The 16,702-nt window shown below is 56.4% G+C and carries 17 protein-coding genes; 3 read left to right on the top strand and 14 right to left on the bottom strand.

Annotation, left to right across the window (positions count from 1 at the left end; all coding sequences use genetic code 11):
- Together hisD and JWR17_RS22585 are read left to right on the top strand one after the other, a co-directional pair.
- The coding region (gene hisD, locus JWR17_RS22590; protein ID WP_299834992.1) for a histidinol dehydrogenase at positions 1–964 on the top strand (964 nt) is incomplete at its 5' end.
- 123 nt (positions 965–1,087) lie between these two features.
- Positions 1,088–1,870 (top strand): SDR family oxidoreductase, encoded by a 783-nt coding sequence (locus JWR17_RS22585; RefSeq protein ID WP_299834990.1) that lies wholly within the window; start codon positions 1,088–1,090, stop codon positions 1,868–1,870.
- A 52-nt stretch (positions 1,871–1,922) separates the two neighbouring features.
- Here JWR17_RS22585 and JWR17_RS22580 read toward each other — a convergent pair whose 3' ends face one another.
- From JWR17_RS22580 to JWR17_RS22550, 7 genes are read right to left on the bottom strand one after another with little or no spacing between them, the layout of a single operon-like run.
- Positions 1,923–2,891, bottom strand: coding sequence for a 3-hydroxyacyl-CoA dehydrogenase (locus tag JWR17_RS22580; RefSeq protein WP_299834988.1), 969 nt, complete (start codon positions 2,889–2,891; stop codon positions 1,923–1,925).
- Positions 2,884–3,798 carry an N-acyl homoserine lactonase family protein gene (locus tag JWR17_RS22575; protein ID WP_299834986.1) on the bottom strand — a complete coding sequence of 305 codons (915 nt, stop codon included), beginning with the start codon at positions 3,796–3,798 and terminating at the stop codon, positions 2,884–2,886. Before JWR17_RS22575 ends, JWR17_RS22580 begins: the two co-directional genes overlap by 8 nt.
- A gap of 3 nt (positions 3,799–3,801) precedes the next feature.
- A complete protein-coding gene (locus JWR17_RS22570; protein ID WP_299834985.1) occupies positions 3,802–4,383 on the bottom strand; it encodes a hypothetical protein in 582 nt (193 codons plus the stop codon).
- Positions 4,384–4,436: 53 nt separating this feature from the next.
- Positions 4,437–5,687: a sugar ABC transporter substrate-binding protein gene (locus JWR17_RS22565; RefSeq protein ID WP_299834983.1), complete on the bottom strand. Its 1,251-nt coding sequence runs from the start codon at positions 5,685–5,687 to the stop codon at positions 4,437–4,439.
- Positions 5,688–5,741: 54 nt separating this feature from the next.
- Positions 5,742–6,740, bottom strand: coding sequence for an ABC transporter permease (locus JWR17_RS22560; RefSeq protein ID WP_299834982.1), 999 nt, complete (start codon positions 6,738–6,740; stop codon positions 5,742–5,744).
- Positions 6,741–6,789: 49 nt separating this feature from the next.
- Positions 6,790–7,752, bottom strand: a complete 963-nt coding sequence (locus tag JWR17_RS22555) for an ABC transporter permease (protein ID WP_299834981.1) — start codon at positions 7,750–7,752, stop codon at positions 6,790–6,792.
- Positions 7,749–9,296, bottom strand: coding sequence for a sugar ABC transporter ATP-binding protein (locus tag JWR17_RS22550; protein WP_299834979.1), 1,548 nt, complete (start codon positions 9,294–9,296; stop codon positions 7,749–7,751). The genes JWR17_RS22555 and JWR17_RS22550 overlap by 4 nt, the downstream gene beginning before the upstream one ends.
- Before the next feature lie 336 nt (positions 9,297–9,632).
- On the opposite strand from JWR17_RS22550, the gene JWR17_RS22545 reads away from it, so the two are divergent.
- Complete coding sequence (locus JWR17_RS22545; RefSeq protein WP_299834977.1) at positions 9,633–9,869, top strand: hypothetical protein; 237 nt, start codon at positions 9,633–9,635, stop codon at positions 9,867–9,869.
- A 154-nt stretch (positions 9,870–10,023) separates the two neighbouring features.
- Here JWR17_RS22545 and JWR17_RS22540 read toward each other — a convergent pair whose 3' ends face one another.
- Genes JWR17_RS22540 through JWR17_RS22510 form a run of 7 tightly spaced genes read right to left on the bottom strand, consistent with a single transcriptional unit; the run spans position 10,024 to position 16,580 of the window.
- A complete protein-coding gene (locus JWR17_RS22540) occupies positions 10,024–11,067 on the bottom strand; it encodes an ABC transporter substrate-binding protein (RefSeq protein WP_299834975.1) in 1,044 nt (347 codons plus the stop codon).
- Positions 11,064–12,233: an FAD-dependent oxidoreductase gene (locus JWR17_RS22535; protein WP_299834973.1), complete on the bottom strand. Its 1,170-nt coding sequence runs from the start codon at positions 12,231–12,233 to the stop codon at positions 11,064–11,066. Before JWR17_RS22535 ends, JWR17_RS22540 begins: the two co-directional genes overlap by 4 nt.
- Positions 12,230–13,582: an FAD/NAD(P)-binding oxidoreductase gene (locus JWR17_RS22530; protein ID WP_299834972.1), complete on the bottom strand. Its 1,353-nt coding sequence runs from the start codon at positions 13,580–13,582 to the stop codon at positions 12,230–12,232. Before JWR17_RS22530 ends, JWR17_RS22535 begins: the two co-directional genes overlap by 4 nt.
- Positions 13,579–13,869: a (2Fe-2S)-binding protein gene (locus JWR17_RS22525; RefSeq protein WP_299834971.1), complete on the bottom strand. Its 291-nt coding sequence runs from the start codon at positions 13,867–13,869 to the stop codon at positions 13,579–13,581. The genes JWR17_RS22530 and JWR17_RS22525 overlap by 4 nt, the downstream gene beginning before the upstream one ends.
- Before the next feature lie 15 nt (positions 13,870–13,884).
- Positions 13,885–14,679 (bottom strand): ABC transporter permease, encoded by a 795-nt coding sequence (locus JWR17_RS22520; protein WP_299834969.1) that lies wholly within the window; start codon positions 14,677–14,679, stop codon positions 13,885–13,887.
- A 3-nt stretch (positions 14,680–14,682) separates the two neighbouring features.
- On the bottom strand, positions 14,683–15,555 hold the full coding sequence (locus JWR17_RS22515) for an ABC transporter permease (protein ID WP_299834967.1): 873 nt from the start codon (positions 15,553–15,555) through the stop codon (positions 14,683–14,685).
- A complete protein-coding gene (locus JWR17_RS22510) occupies positions 15,552–16,580 on the bottom strand; it encodes an ABC transporter ATP-binding protein (protein WP_299834965.1) in 1,029 nt (342 codons plus the stop codon). The genes JWR17_RS22515 and JWR17_RS22510 overlap by 4 nt, the downstream gene beginning before the upstream one ends.
- Between the last annotated feature and the right edge of the window lie 122 nt (positions 16,581–16,702).

Genomic DNA, 16,702 nt, shown 5'->3' with positions numbered 1-16,702 from the left:
GAATGCGGCAGGTTGCTACGTTCCAGGCGGAAAATACCCGCTTTTGGCATCTGCCCACATGTCGGTAATCACCGCAAAGGTTGCGGGCGTTCCTCGCATTATCACTGCCGCCCCACCTTTTAACGGTAAGCCCGCTCACGCCATCGTTGCCGCACAACACATGGCCGGCGCTGACGAAATATATTGCCTGGGTGGAATCCAGGCGGTCGGCGCTATGGCTATCGGCACCGAAACCATTTTGCCTGTGGATATATTGGTCGGCCCAGGCAACGCCTTCGTAGCCGAAGCCAAACGCCAGTTGTTTGGTCGAGTGGGTATCGACCTGTTTGCAGGCCCCACCGAGACGCTGGTGATTGCTGATGACAGCGTTGACGGCGAGCTTTGCGCCACTGACCTGCTTGGCCAGGCTGAACATGGCCCTGACTCACCTGCGATCCTGCTCACTACTTCCGAAAAGTTGGCTCGGGACACCATGGCCCAGATTGAGCGCTTGTTGCAGATCCTACCTACCGCCGGAATCGCAAGGAAATCGTGGGAAAGTTTCGGTGAAATTATCGTAGCCGATAGCGACGAAGAAATGCTGTCCATCGCTAACGACTTGGCTTTTGAGCATGTGCAAGTTATGACCAAGGATCCCGACTGGTTCCTCGCCAACATGCGTAATTACGGCGCCCTGTTCTTGGGGCCGCGTACTAACGTAGCCTTTGGGGACAAAACGATCGGTACCAACCACACATTGCCGACCAGGAAAGCTGCTCGTTACACCGGCGGCTTGTGGGTAGGGAAGTTTCTTAAAACCTGCACCTATCAGAAAGTATTGACCGACGAAGCGTCTGCTTTTATAGGGTCTTACTGCTCGCGTCTCTGTGCGCTGGAAGGCTTTGCAGGTCACGGTGAGCAAGCAAACATTCGCGTGCGGCGTTACGGCCATAAAGACGTGCCTTACGGCGGCATTGCTGAGTAATAATAACGATTAAACAGTCTTGGCCAGACACCCTGGCCCGATGAACAACTACTTGCCGCGCCACCTGTGGTCATTTGTGTGCGTGGCCAAGCCAATGCCTGAAAATTACGCAAGGGGAAAGTCGTGGCAAACGAAACCAAAACCTGGGGAATGCCATCTTTTCGCCTAGATGGCAAAACCGCGCTAATCACTGGTGCTGGAGGCGGCATTGGCGCCGGTGTGGCCTTGGCTTTCAGTGGTGCAGGTGCGGACGTGATTTTAGTCGGAAGGACCCAGAGCAATCTGGATGAGGTTGCGCACACTATTCGACGTTGTGGTGGAAACGTTCAAACTATTGTGTGTGACGTGACCGACAGCGCCGCCATCAGGACAGTAATTGGCAATATTCCGGTCCTTGATATTCTGGTAAATAACGCAGGCACTAACTTTCCCGAGCCTATGCTCGACGTAAGCGATGAGCACCTTGATGCGATGCTTAATCTCAACGTGAAGGCATGTTTTGTAACGGCGCAAGCCGCCGTTAAAAAGATGCTGGCGAACACCGGCAGGGACGTTGGCGTCATCATCAACGTTTCGTCGCAAATGGGGCATGTAGGATCACCTGATCGAACCGTCTATTGCATGACCAAACATGCTATCGAAGGTCTGACCAAAGCCATGGCGGTTGAGCTTGCTGGTCGAGGCATACGGGTTAATACCCTTTGTCCTACCTTTGTGGACACACCCTTGGTGCGTAAAATCATCGACACCCCAGAGAAAGAAGCCTTCCTGGTTTCGAAGATCCCAATGGGGCACATGGCCAAGATGGAAGATGTCGTGGGTGCAGCCCTTTACCTTGCAGGGCCTTCGGCACGAATGGTCACTGGAACATCGCTGAAGGTTGATGGAGGGTGGACGGCACAATGACGTTCGAGTCGACCCTCGCCAAGGGTCGGCTACATGACCATATGCTTGATATTCACTGCTCGCGCGGACCTGTCTTGCGACGCTGTGAGCTGAAGGCCATAAGCGCTCTGTCACGCCATCCACGTCTTGACTCAAGCTCATTATGGGCCAAGTACTGCCGACGCTGATTTTCCACCTCTTTGATGAGGTCCGGGCTCCACTCATCCCGGTGCGACCGTGAGTCGGCGATGCTGCGATACAGCGGGCCCAAGCGCTGAGCATAGTCGGCGACGCCCCCCACCGCATTCAAGTCGATGGTCTCAAAAGGCCCCATAAATGACCAACGCCAGCCCAGGCCGTCGCGTATCGTTTTATCGATGTCTTCGCACGTGACGACACCGTCCTCTACAAGCGCCCAAGCCTCTCGCAATAACACCGCCTGGAGACGATTAAGGACAAATCCTTCAACCTCCTTATGCACGTGAACGACGCTTTGGCCCACGGCCTCCATAAGGGCCGAAGTAAACTCAGTCACAAATGGCGCGGTATCGGGTGACGGTACAATTTCCACCACCGGTACCAAGTAAGGGGGGTTTACCGGATGAGCAATGATCACCCTGGAAGAAATAGTTAGGCCGGATGCAAATGCAGACGCCGGAATGCCTGAGCTTGAACTACCGATAATCAAGTCAGGCCCCGCGATTTCCTCAAGTGCAAGCATCAGTGTTCGTTTCACATCGGTGCGTTCAAGAATCGATTCCTGTACATAGGCCGCTCCATCCACCGCATCGGCAAGCGTGTCACAGATGCTCAGGCGGGCGAGGATGGATTCTGCCGGTTCGGACAGTAGACCGAACTCGGTAAGGTCGGCGATCTGCTTTCTTATCAGCGGCACCGATGCTTGGGAAATGGCAGGGTTTGCATCATAGATTCGAACGCGAAGGCCAGCGCGAGCGAAGACCAATGCCCACCCGGCACCCACAAGCCCTGAGCCTACGATCGCAATGGCTCGGCCTTTGGTTAACGATTCAAGTTCACGCATCGTTAGTCACCTTTGATAGTTCTTGCTGGCCAAGGCAAATTTCGGTGACACGAAGGCCTTGAGAAGTTATCCGCGAGGGAAATACATCTTTCAGGCGCTCCTCATGAATGGGGATCAGTCGTTTGGGCTCGTAGTCGACGATCTTCAACATCTCTTCGGTCGCTAATACCAAATTGGTCTGGCTCCCGGAAGCTAGCCCGACGGGTGTGATAGCGAGTTCTCCGCGCACTTCACCGTCGATGATCTCCGGCTCCGAGAGGAAGTTGTCGTAGCTGTACACCAGGTCACCGGCAAGTACCCAGGCGTTCTGCGATTCTTTGGCGAGATCATTGCGCACGTGTACCCACATAGAGGCATAGGTGTGGCTGTCGTATGCCACATGCAGATCAATACCCGGCACGAGGTCATCCATTGGGCCGTCGATACATCTCAAACGACCGTCTTTAGCCAGATTGACGGCGCGCAATACGTCGGAGGGATCGGTCGCAATCATCATCCATTGTTGGCTCTTGGGCAGCGACATCGCCCAGATCCATTTTGCCAGTTCTTTTTCCTGGATATAGAACGTCGCGTTCGGAAACGCATCGGTATTGCCCAAGTGATCAAAGTGCGCGTGCGTCAGGATGATAGTGTCGACTTCCTCAGGAGTGACTCCGCAGCTCGGCAACACCTGTGCGGGCGAACGCCAGTTCTCTACACCGAACTTCTTCTCGAGGTACGCGCCGTAATCTTTGCTGTTGTACCCAACGTCAATCATGATCGTCCTGCCGTTGCCTTTGATTACCACATAGCAGTAAGGAAGCTTGCGAACGCCTTGGTTGTGAGCACCGAACACGATGCCGCTCACGGGATAATTCATCACGTAGCTATATTCGAGTACCCAGATTGAGTAAGCATTACCGGACATAAATCACCTCTTGTTTATATTGGGTGTAGAGAAGTCGGTCTGAAATGCGTTCGGTTCCTTGATAGGCATACAACACGCACATCCCTGCGCAAAATCGATCGTTTGAAGCCGCACTACGGGATCGGCTGCACATCTGAGCATTGCGCAGGCGGCCTCAAGCGCCGTCACCATTTGTGGAAGTGCGAGTCTGAGTTGCTCCGGTGAGTTAATTGAGCGGCACAGTGAACGAGCGATTTCGTCTACGTGCGCCGCAGCTTTCAACAGATGGTTGTAATGATCGACTGCGATAATGGGCGGCCGAATGTTCACCAGTCCGCAACGGCAATCTTCGATCTGATCCAGAGGGGTTGATGCGAGGTTGTAATAAGCCTCGAAGCAGCTTCTCGCTTGGCCCAGAATCAGTAAGCCAGCCAGTTGGCCGATGATTCCATTGATCTGGTCGTAATACGGGCGAACCTGTGCGGCATAGAAAACCCAGTCATCAGCACGCTTGCCGATGCCCACTTCGTCGGTTTGGTACAGCGCCACATTATCAAACGCTTTTTCAACTATCCCGAAGCGCGTCGAGGTCAGCATTAACGTCATATGTTCACTCCCAATACGCCTGAACCCTAGAGTTCAGGCTCGCTTGCGGATAATCACTGGGCGTCGAATGCTTTCGTTTTAGTCAGATGGTAGAGATTTGCGGGCGCGTCGCATTTGGCGCAGTTAATCCCCGGTTCGTTTGCTGCCGCGCGAGCTGCGTCCTCGGGTAAAGGCTGAATGGTTGCGCCGGGAGTAGGGACTCCATCTGTTGCAGACTGCAGCGATATCTCAGGCAGTAAGACTTGATCGAACACCTCAGTGACGAACGAGTCGGGCACTTTGCCTTCTAAGAGCACGTTACATTCCGGCGTCACCTTGTCGCCCTTACAGACAGTCACTTTGTCGGCTGGAATCCAAGGCAGTGCGTATTCGATGTTATGTACCTTCATTTCCCGCTTGCCTTGCAATTGCTCCATCAACAACTTGAAGGCCAAGCCGGCAGCAGCAGGAGGGGAACCCGAGGAAATGCCACGTAGGCCTTTGGCTTGGTAATCAGGGTTTGCCAGGCCAAGCCGAAATCCGTTTGAGTTCTCGCCGGTCATTGGCACCAGCTTATGGTTCGCGGCAATTAAGGCTTTCAGTGCGCCATTTTCACCCGCCTGAGCCCAGATGCCTTCTACATCCGGATGTGCAGCCAAGGCCTTGGCGGTTTCCTGCTGCGTGGTGCGGTCATCCCAGTAGCCGTAATATTCCGCGACAATCTGGATACCTGGATATTTCTTAAATACGCTCATTGCGCCGTCGAAATGGCGCTTGTCGACGGAGTTCCCGGGAACTCCGCGACTCAGGAAAATCTTGCCTTTCCCGTTAAGTTCGTTGACCAGGGCCTGCGCAGTGTTCTCGCCAAAACCCGCAGTGATATAGCTCACGTTGTAAGCACAGGGCTCAGTGACGGTCGCGTCATACATATAAAACAGGACGCCCTTCTCGCAGCCTCTTTTAACGGTGCGGTTCAACGCAGTCGGCGAGACAGGAAAGCTGACCACCCCGTCCGCACCGGCAGCGATAATGCTTTCGTAAGCGGAGATTTGAGCCTGCACGTCGGTGCCCGAAATTACTTCCCGTAACTCGACCATTTTGTCGTAGGGCGGCGTCTTGGCCAGCGCTTTGACCAGGTTTGCTGCCTCGGACTGCCAGGCATTGCCGCTGTAGCTCAGGCTCAGATATACGACGTAATGATCTTTCGTGGCAGCGGAGGCGGAAGTCGTGACGCTGAAAACAGCGAGTGGCGCGATTACCAGCGCTAGCATTGCCATTATTCTTCCGTGCAGCCATGAAGCATTGAACTCAAATGCTCTCTTCATTTTCATTCGCCTTTTGTTGTTGTAGGTAGCTATGAATTTCGGTGTGAACGCGGTTCAGCCTTTGGTGTTTCGACGTTTCAGCGAGCGCAAATAATCCATGGCTCCTTCGTGCTGCAGGAGAATGGCAAACAAGATGATTGCGCCTGAAATGACGGTTCTCCAGCCTTGCGAAAAGCCCAGACTGGAAATGATCATGTCCAGAATGGTAAGCAGGAGCGCGCCGGCAAGGGTGCCAATAAAGCTGCCGCGGCCACCACTGATGGAGGACCCACCGATCACCACGGCAGCCACTGAAGGCAGTAAGTAAGGCTCGCCCATCCGCAAGGTTGCGCCGTTCGAGTAGCCCACCAGGAGCATGCCGGCGATACCCGCGAGCAGGGCGCAGAGGCCGTAAGTCATGATGGTCAGTCTGATCGTATGGAGCCCCGCGAATTTTGCTGCCATCGGGTTTGAACCCAGTGCGTAGAGTCTCGTGCCAAAACGTGTGCGGGCCTGGACAACGAACGCGACGATTGCACCGATCACCGTGAAGATCACGATGACGGGAATGCCAAGGGTGCGTGCGCTCATCAGCCAGGTAAGCGCTTTAGGTGATACGCCGTTGGGCGACCCCCCCGTAGCACCTAGGCTCAAGCTGTAAATGATGATGCCCATGGCGAGTGTCATGATGAAGGCGGGCACTTTAAACACCGCAATGCCCAGCCCGTTTACGACGCCAACAGCGGCGCAGACGGCAAGAACGACCGCGCCTTTCCAGAGCCCGCCGTCAGCGCCAACCCAGACCGCCGTGAGAATGCCGCCCAAGGTAATTACAGAGGGGATGGACAGGTCCAACCCGCCGATCAATACAACTAACCCCTGCCCAAAGGCAACCACTACCAGGAACGAGCAAAGGATTAAAATAGTCTCCAGTTGCTGATACCCTCCAGCGTTCGGATTGATCCATTTGGCCGCTACCATTGCCAATATGCACAGCAGAAACACGCCAGCAATGTTTAAGGTTTCCCTCGATACTCGCGACCCCTTTCGAGTATCCGTAGTGGCTTCACTCATGGGGAGGGCCTGCACTGTTTTAGTCGCGTTAGTATGAGCGCTTGCCATCTCACGCTCTCCCCATTCCAAACCGCTCGCCAGCGTTCATAAGCCCGACGGCAAGGATCATGACGATGCCTTGAAGTAGCCCGATGTAAAAAGACTGCACGCCAATTGAAAATAAAAGCTTTTGCAGAAGCATTAGGCTGGCGGCGCCGATGATGCTGCCGGTAAGGCCACCTATACCTCCACGAAACGAAGTGCCGCCCAGAGCGATGGCTGCGAAAGTAAGCAACAGAAGGGAGTTACCGGCAGTTGGGTTGCCAGTGGCGGTTTGTGCAGAGAGCATGTACCCACTCAGGCCGTACAGTCCGCCCGCGATGACGAAAGCCAGGCAGCGAGTGCGCTGCACCTGGATGCCCGAAAGGGAGGCTGCATGTTCGTCTTGGCCGACCGCGTACAGTGAGATGCCGAAATCTGTTCTGCGAATAAGTGCCCATAGGCCGATCACTGCCAGTAATACCAGACCGGACACAGGAATGCCGGCGACTGTATCGGTCAGGGTTTCACTTAGCCATTCGGCAACAGACCCCCCGGGAGCGTCCAGGATTACCAATGCCAGTCCGCCGGTCATGATCATTGTTGCCAATGTAACGGCGATGGACTGAAAGCCGCCGTAGGCGACAAGTACCCCGTTTACCAGCCCGACCAGGCAGCCAACCGCCAATGCAATACCGAGACTTCCTAGAGCACCTATACCGCCTTCCAACGGATAGCTAGCCAGGATCACGTTCACTAGCGAAATCACGCCGGCCACTGAAAGATCGAAACCGCGCAGCAGAACAATGAGCGTGCCGCCAGCCGCAGCGATGGCCAACGGCGAGGCGTTGTTAACCAGATCACTAAACGCTGACACGCTTAGAGCGCTGTGCTCAACACCCGCGTATACCAAGAACAGTACGATGTAGAGAAGGGCAGACGTGCCGGCACCACTTTTTGTTATTGAAGTAATGGAGAAAGAAGATGTCTTCATGCCGCCTCTCCCGCCTTATGTCGGTAGTGTCCGGTCGCAGCCGCTACAAGTGTCGTTTCTTCAATCGAGTCGCCTTCAAGCTCAGCGGCGATCCGACCCTCGTAGATGACTAGGCAGCGGTCACTCAAACGAACAAGTTCCGCAAGTTCAGAGGAGTAAAGCAGCACGCTGCCGCCTTTGCGCACGAAGTCTTCAATGGCGAGGTACAAAGCCTGCTTGGTACCTACATCGACGCCGCGAGTAGGGTCGAACAGCAGCAAGGTGTTCGCACCAGTGAGTAACACTCTCCCGAGTAACGCTTTCTGTTGATTACCGCCTGAGAGGTCTGTGATTTGAAAGTCGAGGTATCGGTCTTGTAAGCCAACTTGGCTGGCGACTCCTTTGGCCAATTGTTTTTCATTTTTGCCACTGATAAGCCCAAACAGTCCGATACGGTTTAATGCTGAAACGGCCATATTCGAACGCACAGCCAGGTCACCGAATATGCCTTGGGTTTTACGCTCCTCGGGAAGAAGGGCGACCTGTATTCCGGCAGCCAAGGCAGCGGACGGCGAATTGATAGTGACCGTCTTGCCATCAACTTCAATATTTCCCGAGCGTTTCGGAATGAGGCCAAAAAGCCCATGAAACAGATCGCATTGCCCTTGGCCATCCAGTCCGGCTAACCCTACGACCTGTCCCGGATATAGATTCAAACTCAAATCTTTTACGATGCCGGCGTTCAGGCCTTCCACTCGGAGCCGAGGTGTCAGCAATTTCATGGCGAGCTGGTTGAGGCCAGATTGCTTCGGTGATGCGGCCATTCTCTGCCCGACCATCATCTCGAATATTTTCGCGTCATTGGTATCGCGCAGGTCGGTAGTCCCTATGCTGCAACCACTGCGCAGCACCGTTGCGCGTGCACAGAGCTGGCGGATTTCATTCAGGCGATGGGAGATGTAAAGAACAGCTGTGCCTTTCGCTGTCTCTTTACGGATCAGATCGAAAAGCCATTCCGTTGACGGGAGCACTGCCGTTGGTTCGTCAAGGATTAACAGGGAAGGGGAGTGACTCAGCGCCCGGACTATCTCTAGCCTCTGCCGGTCAGCGAGCGACAGTTCGCTCACCAGCTTCATGGGCTCCAGTTCGCAAAGACCAAACTTGAGTAATGTTGCCGCAGCGGCGACGCAATTGTTGGCTTTAGAGTTCAGCCCCAGCCAGCCCTTGGTAAGTCTTGGCAGCGAGAGGTTTTCTGCCACCGTCAGATTGGGCAGCAGACTCAGCTCTTGAAAAGCGGTAGTGACACCTACCACTCGAGCCTGAAGAATCGTTCGGGGGGAATAAGCGGTTCCATCAAACTGCATTACCCCGTCATTCGGGGATATAACGCCAGTCAGAATTTTTACCAGTGTGGACTTTCCAGCTCCGTTCTCACCCAATAATGCATGAACCTCCCCCGGGTAGATGTCGAAACTGACTCCACCTAGCGCATGGGTTGGCCCGTAAGATTTGCACAGGCCGTCCACTTGCAGGATCGGTTTTTCAGGGCGTGGGGACGCATGCATCGTCATCACCTGCTTAATTCTTATTTTTCTAGTGGCAAGTGCTCGTCGACCCATGAAAACCGGACGGCCTAGCCGTTTTTAAGCGCGCTGCACGTCCTTTTTGTTGATTTTGCATACGCATGCACTGGAGTCTAGAGCCAAGATCTCGAAATGGTCAAGCAAAATTGGGGCAGACACTTCCAGCGGAGATAAGGCGGTTTCGGTACGGCATTCCACAGATCAATGCCAGCAATAGTCATCATGCTTACCCGTGGTTTTTCATATGAAGGGCAGGGCGGTAACTTAGCGCCATCGCTTCCAACAACCTTTCTCTGAACTACCTACTGGAGCTTAACCATGAAACGTACTCTCGCTTTCGGCTTTGCCCTTTCAGTTCTGGCTGCAACATCGGCATTCGCCAGCCCTCAAACCACTACTTCGGCCGCCAAGCCGGTTGTTGTCGCTGAATCGGATCACGTCCGCGTCGCTGACAACACAGCCAAGACCTTTGATCGTCTGGACACCAACCTGCATGGCAACGTGATCGTCGCGGAAAACCGTAAAGAATTCGGTTCGCAGTATCAGCGCTACTGATCGACTGACAGCGTTAATCGACTGACAGCCCTACAGGGGTCAGCCAAAAAGCCCGGAGATCCGGGCTTTTTGCTGTGTGGGATTTGGTAATACATACCATCCCTACAGGATGACTCCAGATATGAATCCCGGCGCGTCAAACTAACCGTTTCACCTACCGCTCAATCGTCTTACTCCAGCGCGCATTCCATTCCGGCCGTTGCTGATTTACTCGATCCCAATCAATCGATATCGCGGTCTCAAGATACTTATTCATCGCCTCAACCCGGCCGCGAGTCTTATCGGTGGTCGGCGTTTTAGGATTCGAAGGAATCTGATCCCCTTCTTCCAATGCCGGCCCTTGTGCTTCGGCACTCAGCAGAAACGCCGCAAGTTTTTGTGCGAGTTCGGGTTGGTCGTTGTGGGCAATGGCGCATTCGGCGACGTTGAGGACCACGGCGCCTTCTTTCGGCTGTGCGTATTCAACCGGAACGCCCAGCAGTTGCAGCGTGGTCACGCCGGTTGGGGTCAGCGGAAAGATAGCGGCTTCGTTGGTCTGGACCATTTCCGAGATTTTTGCCGAGCTGGCGATGTATTCCAGCACGTTGGGGCCGACGGTTTTTGGCCATGCCTTGAAGCCGGGTTCAACGTTGGCTTCGCTGCCGCCCTGGATACGGTTGAACATCAAGAAACCGTGCAGGCCGAAGGTCGACGAGGCCAGGGACTGAAACACCACTTTTTCCTTGAAACGAGGGTCAGCCAAGTCCATCCATGAAGTCGGCGCGCTCCAGCCTTTCTCTTTGAACATGCGGGTGTTGTAGGCGAGGCCGGTGACACCAAGGGTCACGGCCACGGCTTGGTCCTTGATCTTCGCTTTCGCTGGAATGTCGGCCAGTACAGGGCTGTCTTGCAGTTTGTCGCATAGCCCCATGGAAATCGCGCGATACATAATGCCGTCGTCCAGGAACATGACGTGCATTTGCGGGTTGTCTTTGCTGGCCTGGACTTTAGCCAGAATGTCCGACGACGTGCCGGGCACGATCACCACTTTGACGTTGTTGGCCTTCTCGAACGCGGGCAGTACCTTATCGGCATAGACGCGTTCCATGGTGCCGCCGTTCATGCCCAGGTACAGCGTCGGTTCGGCGTGTGCCGCGCCCGTGAGCAGCAGGCTGGCCAAGGGTAGACAAGACAGGGCGATACGATTGATGTTCTTCATTGACGCGATCTTCCTCTGGGCAATTGAACGACGGTCCCCGCTCGCGCGGGTTGGGTGGTTTGAAAGCGACCGATTGAAAACGCTTCTATCGGCTGTGTTGCTGAACCTGAACACACCAGCTCGGCCAGGGCTTCGCCCACCGCAGGGCCGATCTGAAAGCCTGAACCGGCAAAGCCGAAGCCATGTAATAAACCGGCTCGCGTGGTGCTGGGGCCGATCACTGGCTCACGATCCGGCAGATAACCTTCGGTGCCGCTCCATGTACGAATCGCCTGAGCACCGGCGAGAAACGGATACAGCTCGGCAGCGTTGCGCAGAATTTCAAGCACTGCGGCCTGGCCGGGACGCGCCTGCTCTGGGGTGAGCGCAAAACCTTGTCCGCCGCCTAATACGCAATTGCCACGCGCAACCTGCCGCGCATAAATACCACCGCCTTCGACGCCGGTGCTTACGTCCATGACCATGGGCAAAGGCTCGGTGACCAGCATCGCAGGGTGCCCGGAGCGCATCGGTACTGACTCGCCAAATTGCGCGGCAACGGTTCCGGCCCAGGCGCCCGCGCAGTTGAGCAGCCATGGCGCACGAACCTTGATCCCGTTGGCGCAATGAACATTAAACGCGTGCCCGTCGTGCTCAATCTCAACGACTTTGGTTTGCTCAAACACCTGCGCCCCAGCGCGTTGTGCCGCGCGGGCAAAGGCCGGCGAGATCAAACGGGGATTGGCATGACCGTCGTCTGGACACAACGAGGCCCCCACCGCCACATCGCCGACCCACGGGTATCGTGCACGCAATTCTGCGCGATCAAGCAGCTGCAAACCCAGACCAAAACCGCGAGTGGATTGCGCGTAAGTCTGCAGGGCCGCCATATCTTCATGGCTACGCGCGAGTTTCAGATGGCCCGACTGCATGTATTCACCGTCGGTACCAATCAGCTCAAGCAAGTTGCCCCATATTTCGTGAGCGCGTTGGGACAAGGGCAACTGACTCAGTGGCCGTCCCTGACGCCGCACGCCGCCATAGTTGACCCCGCTGGAATGGGATCCGCAAAAATCCCGCTCCAGCAACACCACGGCTTTGCCCCTACGCGCAAGCATCAAGGCTGCCGAGGCACCGACGATGCCGCCGCCGAGTACGATCGCATCAGTCTCGATCAACCCACTCATGATTCAAGCTCCAGACCGAACGGCAGGGGCTTGATCGGTGCCTGACCGCGTAATCGACCAATTTCATTCAATGCGCGGCCGCTGCGTTGGGCGACGATTTCTGCCGCCGCCGATCCGCACATCCGCCCCTGACAACGGCCCATGCCCACCCGGCAATGGGCTTTGACCCGATTGATTTCCCAATGACCGTCATCGACCACCGCACGAATTTCACCCGCAGACACCTCTTCGCAACGGCAAACAACCAACGCGTCCGGCGCTTTAACCGCCCAGTCAGTCGGGAACGGGAACGCAGTTTCCAGCCCGTGGCGAAACCGCTCGATGGCCGCGAGCTTGTGTTCCAAGGACCTGCTCCGTGCGCTGTCGACAAAAATCCCACGGTCTTCGAGCACGACCAATGCCGCACGCTCGCCGGCCATTTCCGCAGCGTCGGCACCCATGATCCCGGCGCCATCCCCCGCCAAATACACGCCCTCAACCGAACTGCGTCCGGCGTTGTCACGCTTCGGCAACCAGGCACGGTTCAGTTCATTCCACTGAAATTCGCAGCTCAATAAATCGGCCAGTTGCGTTTCACTGCGCAAGGCATGGGCGAATGCTACGGCATCACATTCCAGCCGTTGCTGGCGCTTACCGTTATCCCAGGCCACAGCGGATACACGCTGCTCGCCATCAATACGTTCCAGGGTTGCGCCCTGATGCACCGCAATACCATGAGCGGTGAGCCAACTGCGGTAATACACACCTTTGGCCAGCGTTGCGGGTTGACCAAGTAATGCGGGCAGGGCCCGGCACTGCGCACTGAACGGCGCACTGTCGAGCACCGCTACGACGTTGGCTCCCGCTTTGGCGTATTGATAAGCGACCAAGTACAGCAATGGCCCACTGCCACAAAACACCACGCGCTCGCCGATGGCACAGCCTTGGTACTTCAGCGCGATCTGCGCCGCGCCCAAGCTGTAAACCCCCGGCAGCGTCCAGCCCGGAACCGGCAAAATGCGGTCAGTGGCGCCGGTGGCGACGATGATTTGCGCGTATTTCACGACGCCCGCGTGGCCATTGTTCAGGGTGTCCAGGCGGCCGTCTTCGGCATTCCACACCAGCGTTTCGGGGCGGTAATCAATCTGCGTTGCCAGTTCATCAATGGTGCGGTGCACCGACTCGGCCTTCGACGCTTCAAACCCGTACAACTGCTGCGCCGTGCGCCGGAAGTTGGCGGGTTGGCGCCGATAGATCTGGCCTCCGCCGCGCAAAGATTCGTCGATTAAGCAGGCTTTGATCCCGTGCGCCAACAAGGTTTGCGCCGCCCGAATTCCGGCCGGTCCTGCGCCGACAATCACCACGCTCATATGCTACGCCCCGGTTCTCGGCTGATGTTCTGTCCGGCTTCCAACAGCGTCGAGCAGGCGCGCACTCGGCGGCCATCACCCAAACGCACCCAGCAATCCTGGCACGCGCCCATCATGCAAAAGCCGGCGCGGGGTTCGGCGCGGAAATCACTGCCACGCACGTACTCGGCGCAGGTCAACACCGCGGTCAGCAGCGTGTCGCCTTGCAAGCCGGAGGCCGATTGGCCATCGAGGGTGAACGCCAGCACCGGTCGATCCTGTTCGACCAGTCGTTTAAACAACGCCATTTCAGTGGATTCCTCTCAATGTTTGCCGACCAGAACCCGGTCCAGGCCATACACCCGGTCGAGCACAATCATGGCCGCGGCGGTCAGCGCGATGACCAGTGCCGACACCGCAGCCATCATGGGGTCGATGGATTCGGTGGCGTACACGTACATGCGCACTGGCAACGTTTGGGTCGATGGCGAGCTGACGAAAATCGACAAGGTGACTTCGTCGAAACTGTTGATGAACGCCAGCAGCCAGCCACCGGCGACCCCCGGCAGAATCATCGGCAACGTGATCTGACGAAACAGCGTGAAGCGGCTGGCGCCCAGTGATTCAGCGGCTTGCTCGGCGCTGCGATCAATGCCGATAGCGGCGGCGATCACCAGCCGTAAAACGTACGGCGTGATAATCACCACGTGCGCCAGCATCAACCAGGCGAAGCTACCGTTGACGCCCATTAATGCGAACAGCCGCAGCATGGCCACGCCCAACACCAGGTGCGGCATGATGATCGGCGACAGAAACAGACTGTTAAGAAAGTCGCGACCGGGGAATTTATAGCGAGTAATTGCCAGTGCGGCGGGGACTGCAATCAGGGTCGCCAGGGAGGCGGCGACAAACGCCAGAATCAAGCTGTTATAGAACGCGTGAATGAAGTCGGCGCGCTCGAACACCGCCTTGAACCAGCGCAGGGAAAACCCGGACGTTGGCAAGCTCAGGGTATTTTCCGGAGTGAACGCCACCAGGCAAACCACCACCAATGGCGCCATCATGAACACGACCACCAAGGTATGAAAACCCAGTGACAAAGGACCGTTTTTGGACATGTCTTATTCCCCCAGGGTCTTTTTGTAGCGGCGTTCGACAATCCGGTTCCAGGTCAGCATCACCAACAAATTGATCACCAACAGCACCACCGCGATGGCCGCGCCCATGGGCCAATTCAGCTCCGAGAGGTATTGGTCGTAAACCACGGTGGCAACCATCTTCAATCGCCGTCCGCCGAGCAGGCCGGGAATTGCGAAAGAACTGGCAGACAAACCGAAAACGATCAGCGTCCCGGAAAGCACGCCGGGCATCACTTGGGGCAACACCACTAACCGCATGACGTTTGCCTGGCTGGCGCCAAGGGAGAGAGCAGCCTGTTCAGCGGAAGGGTCGAGCTTTTGCAATGAGGTCCAGACCGGAATGATCATGAACGGCAACATCACGTGGACCAGCGCAATAATCACGGCGAACGAGGTATAAAGCAGCTTTACCGGGCGTCCGCCCAGGGCCTGAATCGCCTGATTGACCAAACCGTCGGCGCCCAGCAGCAAGCTCCAGCCAAACGCCCGAACCACCACGGAAATCAACAGCGGGGTCAAAATCAATATCAGAAAAATCGAGCGCCACGGAGTGCCCATGCGGCTGAGAATGTAGGCTTCGGGCACACCGATGACCACGCACAGTAGGGTGACCACTGCGCTGATCCAGATCGTGCGAAAGAAAATTTCATAGAAGTAAGAATCGCTGAACAGACTCACATACTGGGCGAGGGTGAACTCGCCACCTTTCACGCCCAGTTGGTAGTCGAATACGTTGAACGACAACACCAGCGTCAACACCAATGGCAGTATCAGCAGGCAACTAAACAGGACAATCGCCGGCATCGACAGCAGATAGCCACGCCCGCCTTGGCGCATGGCAGCGAATAGACTCATGTGTGCACCTCGTCGGCGGCCAGCACGCGTAACAACTCTGGCTGCCAATCGAGACCCACCGCAGTGCCTTCGGTCAACGGCGCGCTGCCGTCGTTGCGCCGTACCACGGTGAGTTCGCCCAGTTCGGTGTCGATGCGGTACAGCCATTGGCTGCCGAGAAAATAACGGACCGTAATACGTCCCTGCAGGCGGCCGCTGCCCCCGTCGAGCATGTCGATTTTTTCCGGACGCAGGCTAAGGGTCAATGCGCCTTCGCCTGGGCTGTGGCGTACCTGGGGATGACCTTTGGCGTCGATGTCACCGGCGAGCATGTTGGCCTTGCCGACAAAGCCGGAAATGAACTGCGTGCGCGGATGTTCGTAAAGCTTGTACGGCTCGTCGATTTGCGTCACGCGCCCCGCTTGCATTACCACCACCCGGTCGCTGATCGACAGGGCTTCGGCTTGATCGTGAGTCACCATCAGCGTGGTGATGCCAACTTCACGCTGGATGCGGCGGATCTCGAATTGCATCTCCTCGCGTAAATTGGCGTCGAGGTTAGATAGCGGCTCATCGAGCAACAGCACCGGCGGCTCTATGACCAATGCGCGAGCCAGGGCTACACGCTGGCGCTGACCGCCCGACAATTCCCGCGGGTAGCGTTCAGCGTGGGGCGCCAAACGCACCAGGTCCAGCACCGTACTCACGCGACTTTCGATATCAGCGGGTGAAACCTTACGCATGCGCAGACCAAAGGCGACGTTGTCGCGTACGGTCATGTGGGGAAACAGCGCATAACTTTGAAACACCACGCCCAACCCACGGCTGCTCGGTTTAGCGTGGGTGATGTCGCGGCCATCCAGCACGATGCGCCCGGCCGTGGTGTCGACAAAGCCCGCGATCATTTGCAGGGTGGTGGTTTTGCCGCAACCGGAAGGGCCGAGCAAAGAAACGAATTCGCCTTTTTCCACCGCCAGATCTGTGGCGACGACGGCGTCGATTGCGCCATAGCGTTTGCTAAGGCCTTCGAGTTGGAGAAATGCCATGTGCGCGTTCCACCTGTGTTTATCGGGCGCGTCGAAACACGCTTTTTGTAATGGGCAGATGCGAAGGGATACCGCTGGGTGCGTTGGCGCTCGTTCTAAGCCGGCTGCCTTGAGTTGTTCGA

The sequence above is a fragment of the Pseudomonas sp. genome, from assembly GCF_028293835.1.
In the GTDB taxonomy this organism is placed as follows: Bacteria; Pseudomonadota; Gammaproteobacteria; order Pseudomonadales; family Pseudomonadaceae; genus Aquipseudomonas.
The sequence above is the reverse complement of the archived record's forward strand: the minus strand, read 5'-3'. Positions and strand labels throughout refer to the sequence as shown.

Coding starts and splice junctions, on each gene's coding strand:
- JWR17_RS22555 (WP_299834981.1), bottom strand. CDS start 7,752: ATGAAGACATCTTCTTTCTCCATTACTTCAATAACAAAAAGTGGTGCC.
- JWR17_RS22530 (WP_299834972.1), bottom strand. CDS start 13,582: ATGAGCGTGGTGATTGTCGGCGCAGGACCGGCCGGAATTCGGGCGGCG.
- JWR17_RS22560 (WP_299834982.1), bottom strand. CDS start 6,740: ATGAGTGAAGCCACTACGGATACTCGAAAGGGGTCGCGAGTATCGAGG.
- JWR17_RS22580 (WP_299834988.1), bottom strand. CDS start 2,891: ATGCGTGAACTTGAATCGTTAACCAAAGGCCGAGCCATTGCGATCGTA.
- JWR17_RS22565 (WP_299834983.1), bottom strand. CDS start 5,687: ATGAAGAGAGCATTTGAGTTCAATGCTTCATGGCTGCACGGAAGAATA.
- JWR17_RS22535 (WP_299834973.1), bottom strand. CDS start 12,233: ATGAGTGGGTTGATCGAGACTGATGCGATCGTACTCGGCGGCGGCATC.
- JWR17_RS22570 (WP_299834985.1), bottom strand. CDS start 4,383: ATGACGTTAATGCTGACCTCGACGCGCTTCGGGATAGTTGAAAAAGCG.
- JWR17_RS22525 (WP_299834971.1), bottom strand. CDS start 13,869: ATGGCGTTGTTTAAACGACTGGTCGAACAGGATCGACCGGTGCTGGCG.
- JWR17_RS22515 (WP_299834967.1), bottom strand. CDS start 15,555: ATGAGTCTATTCGCTGCCATGCGCCAAGGCGGGCGTGGCTATCTGCTG.
- JWR17_RS22575 (WP_299834986.1), bottom strand. CDS start 3,798: ATGTCCGGTAATGCTTACTCAATCTGGGTACTCGAATATAGCTACGTG.
- JWR17_RS22545 (WP_299834977.1), top strand. CDS start 9,633: ATGAAACGTACTCTCGCTTTCGGCTTTGCCCTTTCAGTTCTGGCTGCA.
- JWR17_RS22510 (WP_299834965.1), bottom strand. CDS start 16,580: ATGGCATTTCTCCAACTCGAAGGCCTTAGCAAACGCTATGGCGCAATC.
- JWR17_RS22520 (WP_299834969.1), bottom strand. CDS start 14,679: ATGTCCAAAAACGGTCCTTTGTCACTGGGTTTTCATACCTTGGTGGTC.
- JWR17_RS22540 (WP_299834975.1), bottom strand. CDS start 11,067: ATGAAGAACATCAATCGTATCGCCCTGTCTTGTCTACCCTTGGCCAGC.
- JWR17_RS22550 (WP_299834979.1), bottom strand. CDS start 9,296: ATGCATGCGTCCCCACGCCCTGAAAAACCGATCCTGCAAGTGGACGGC.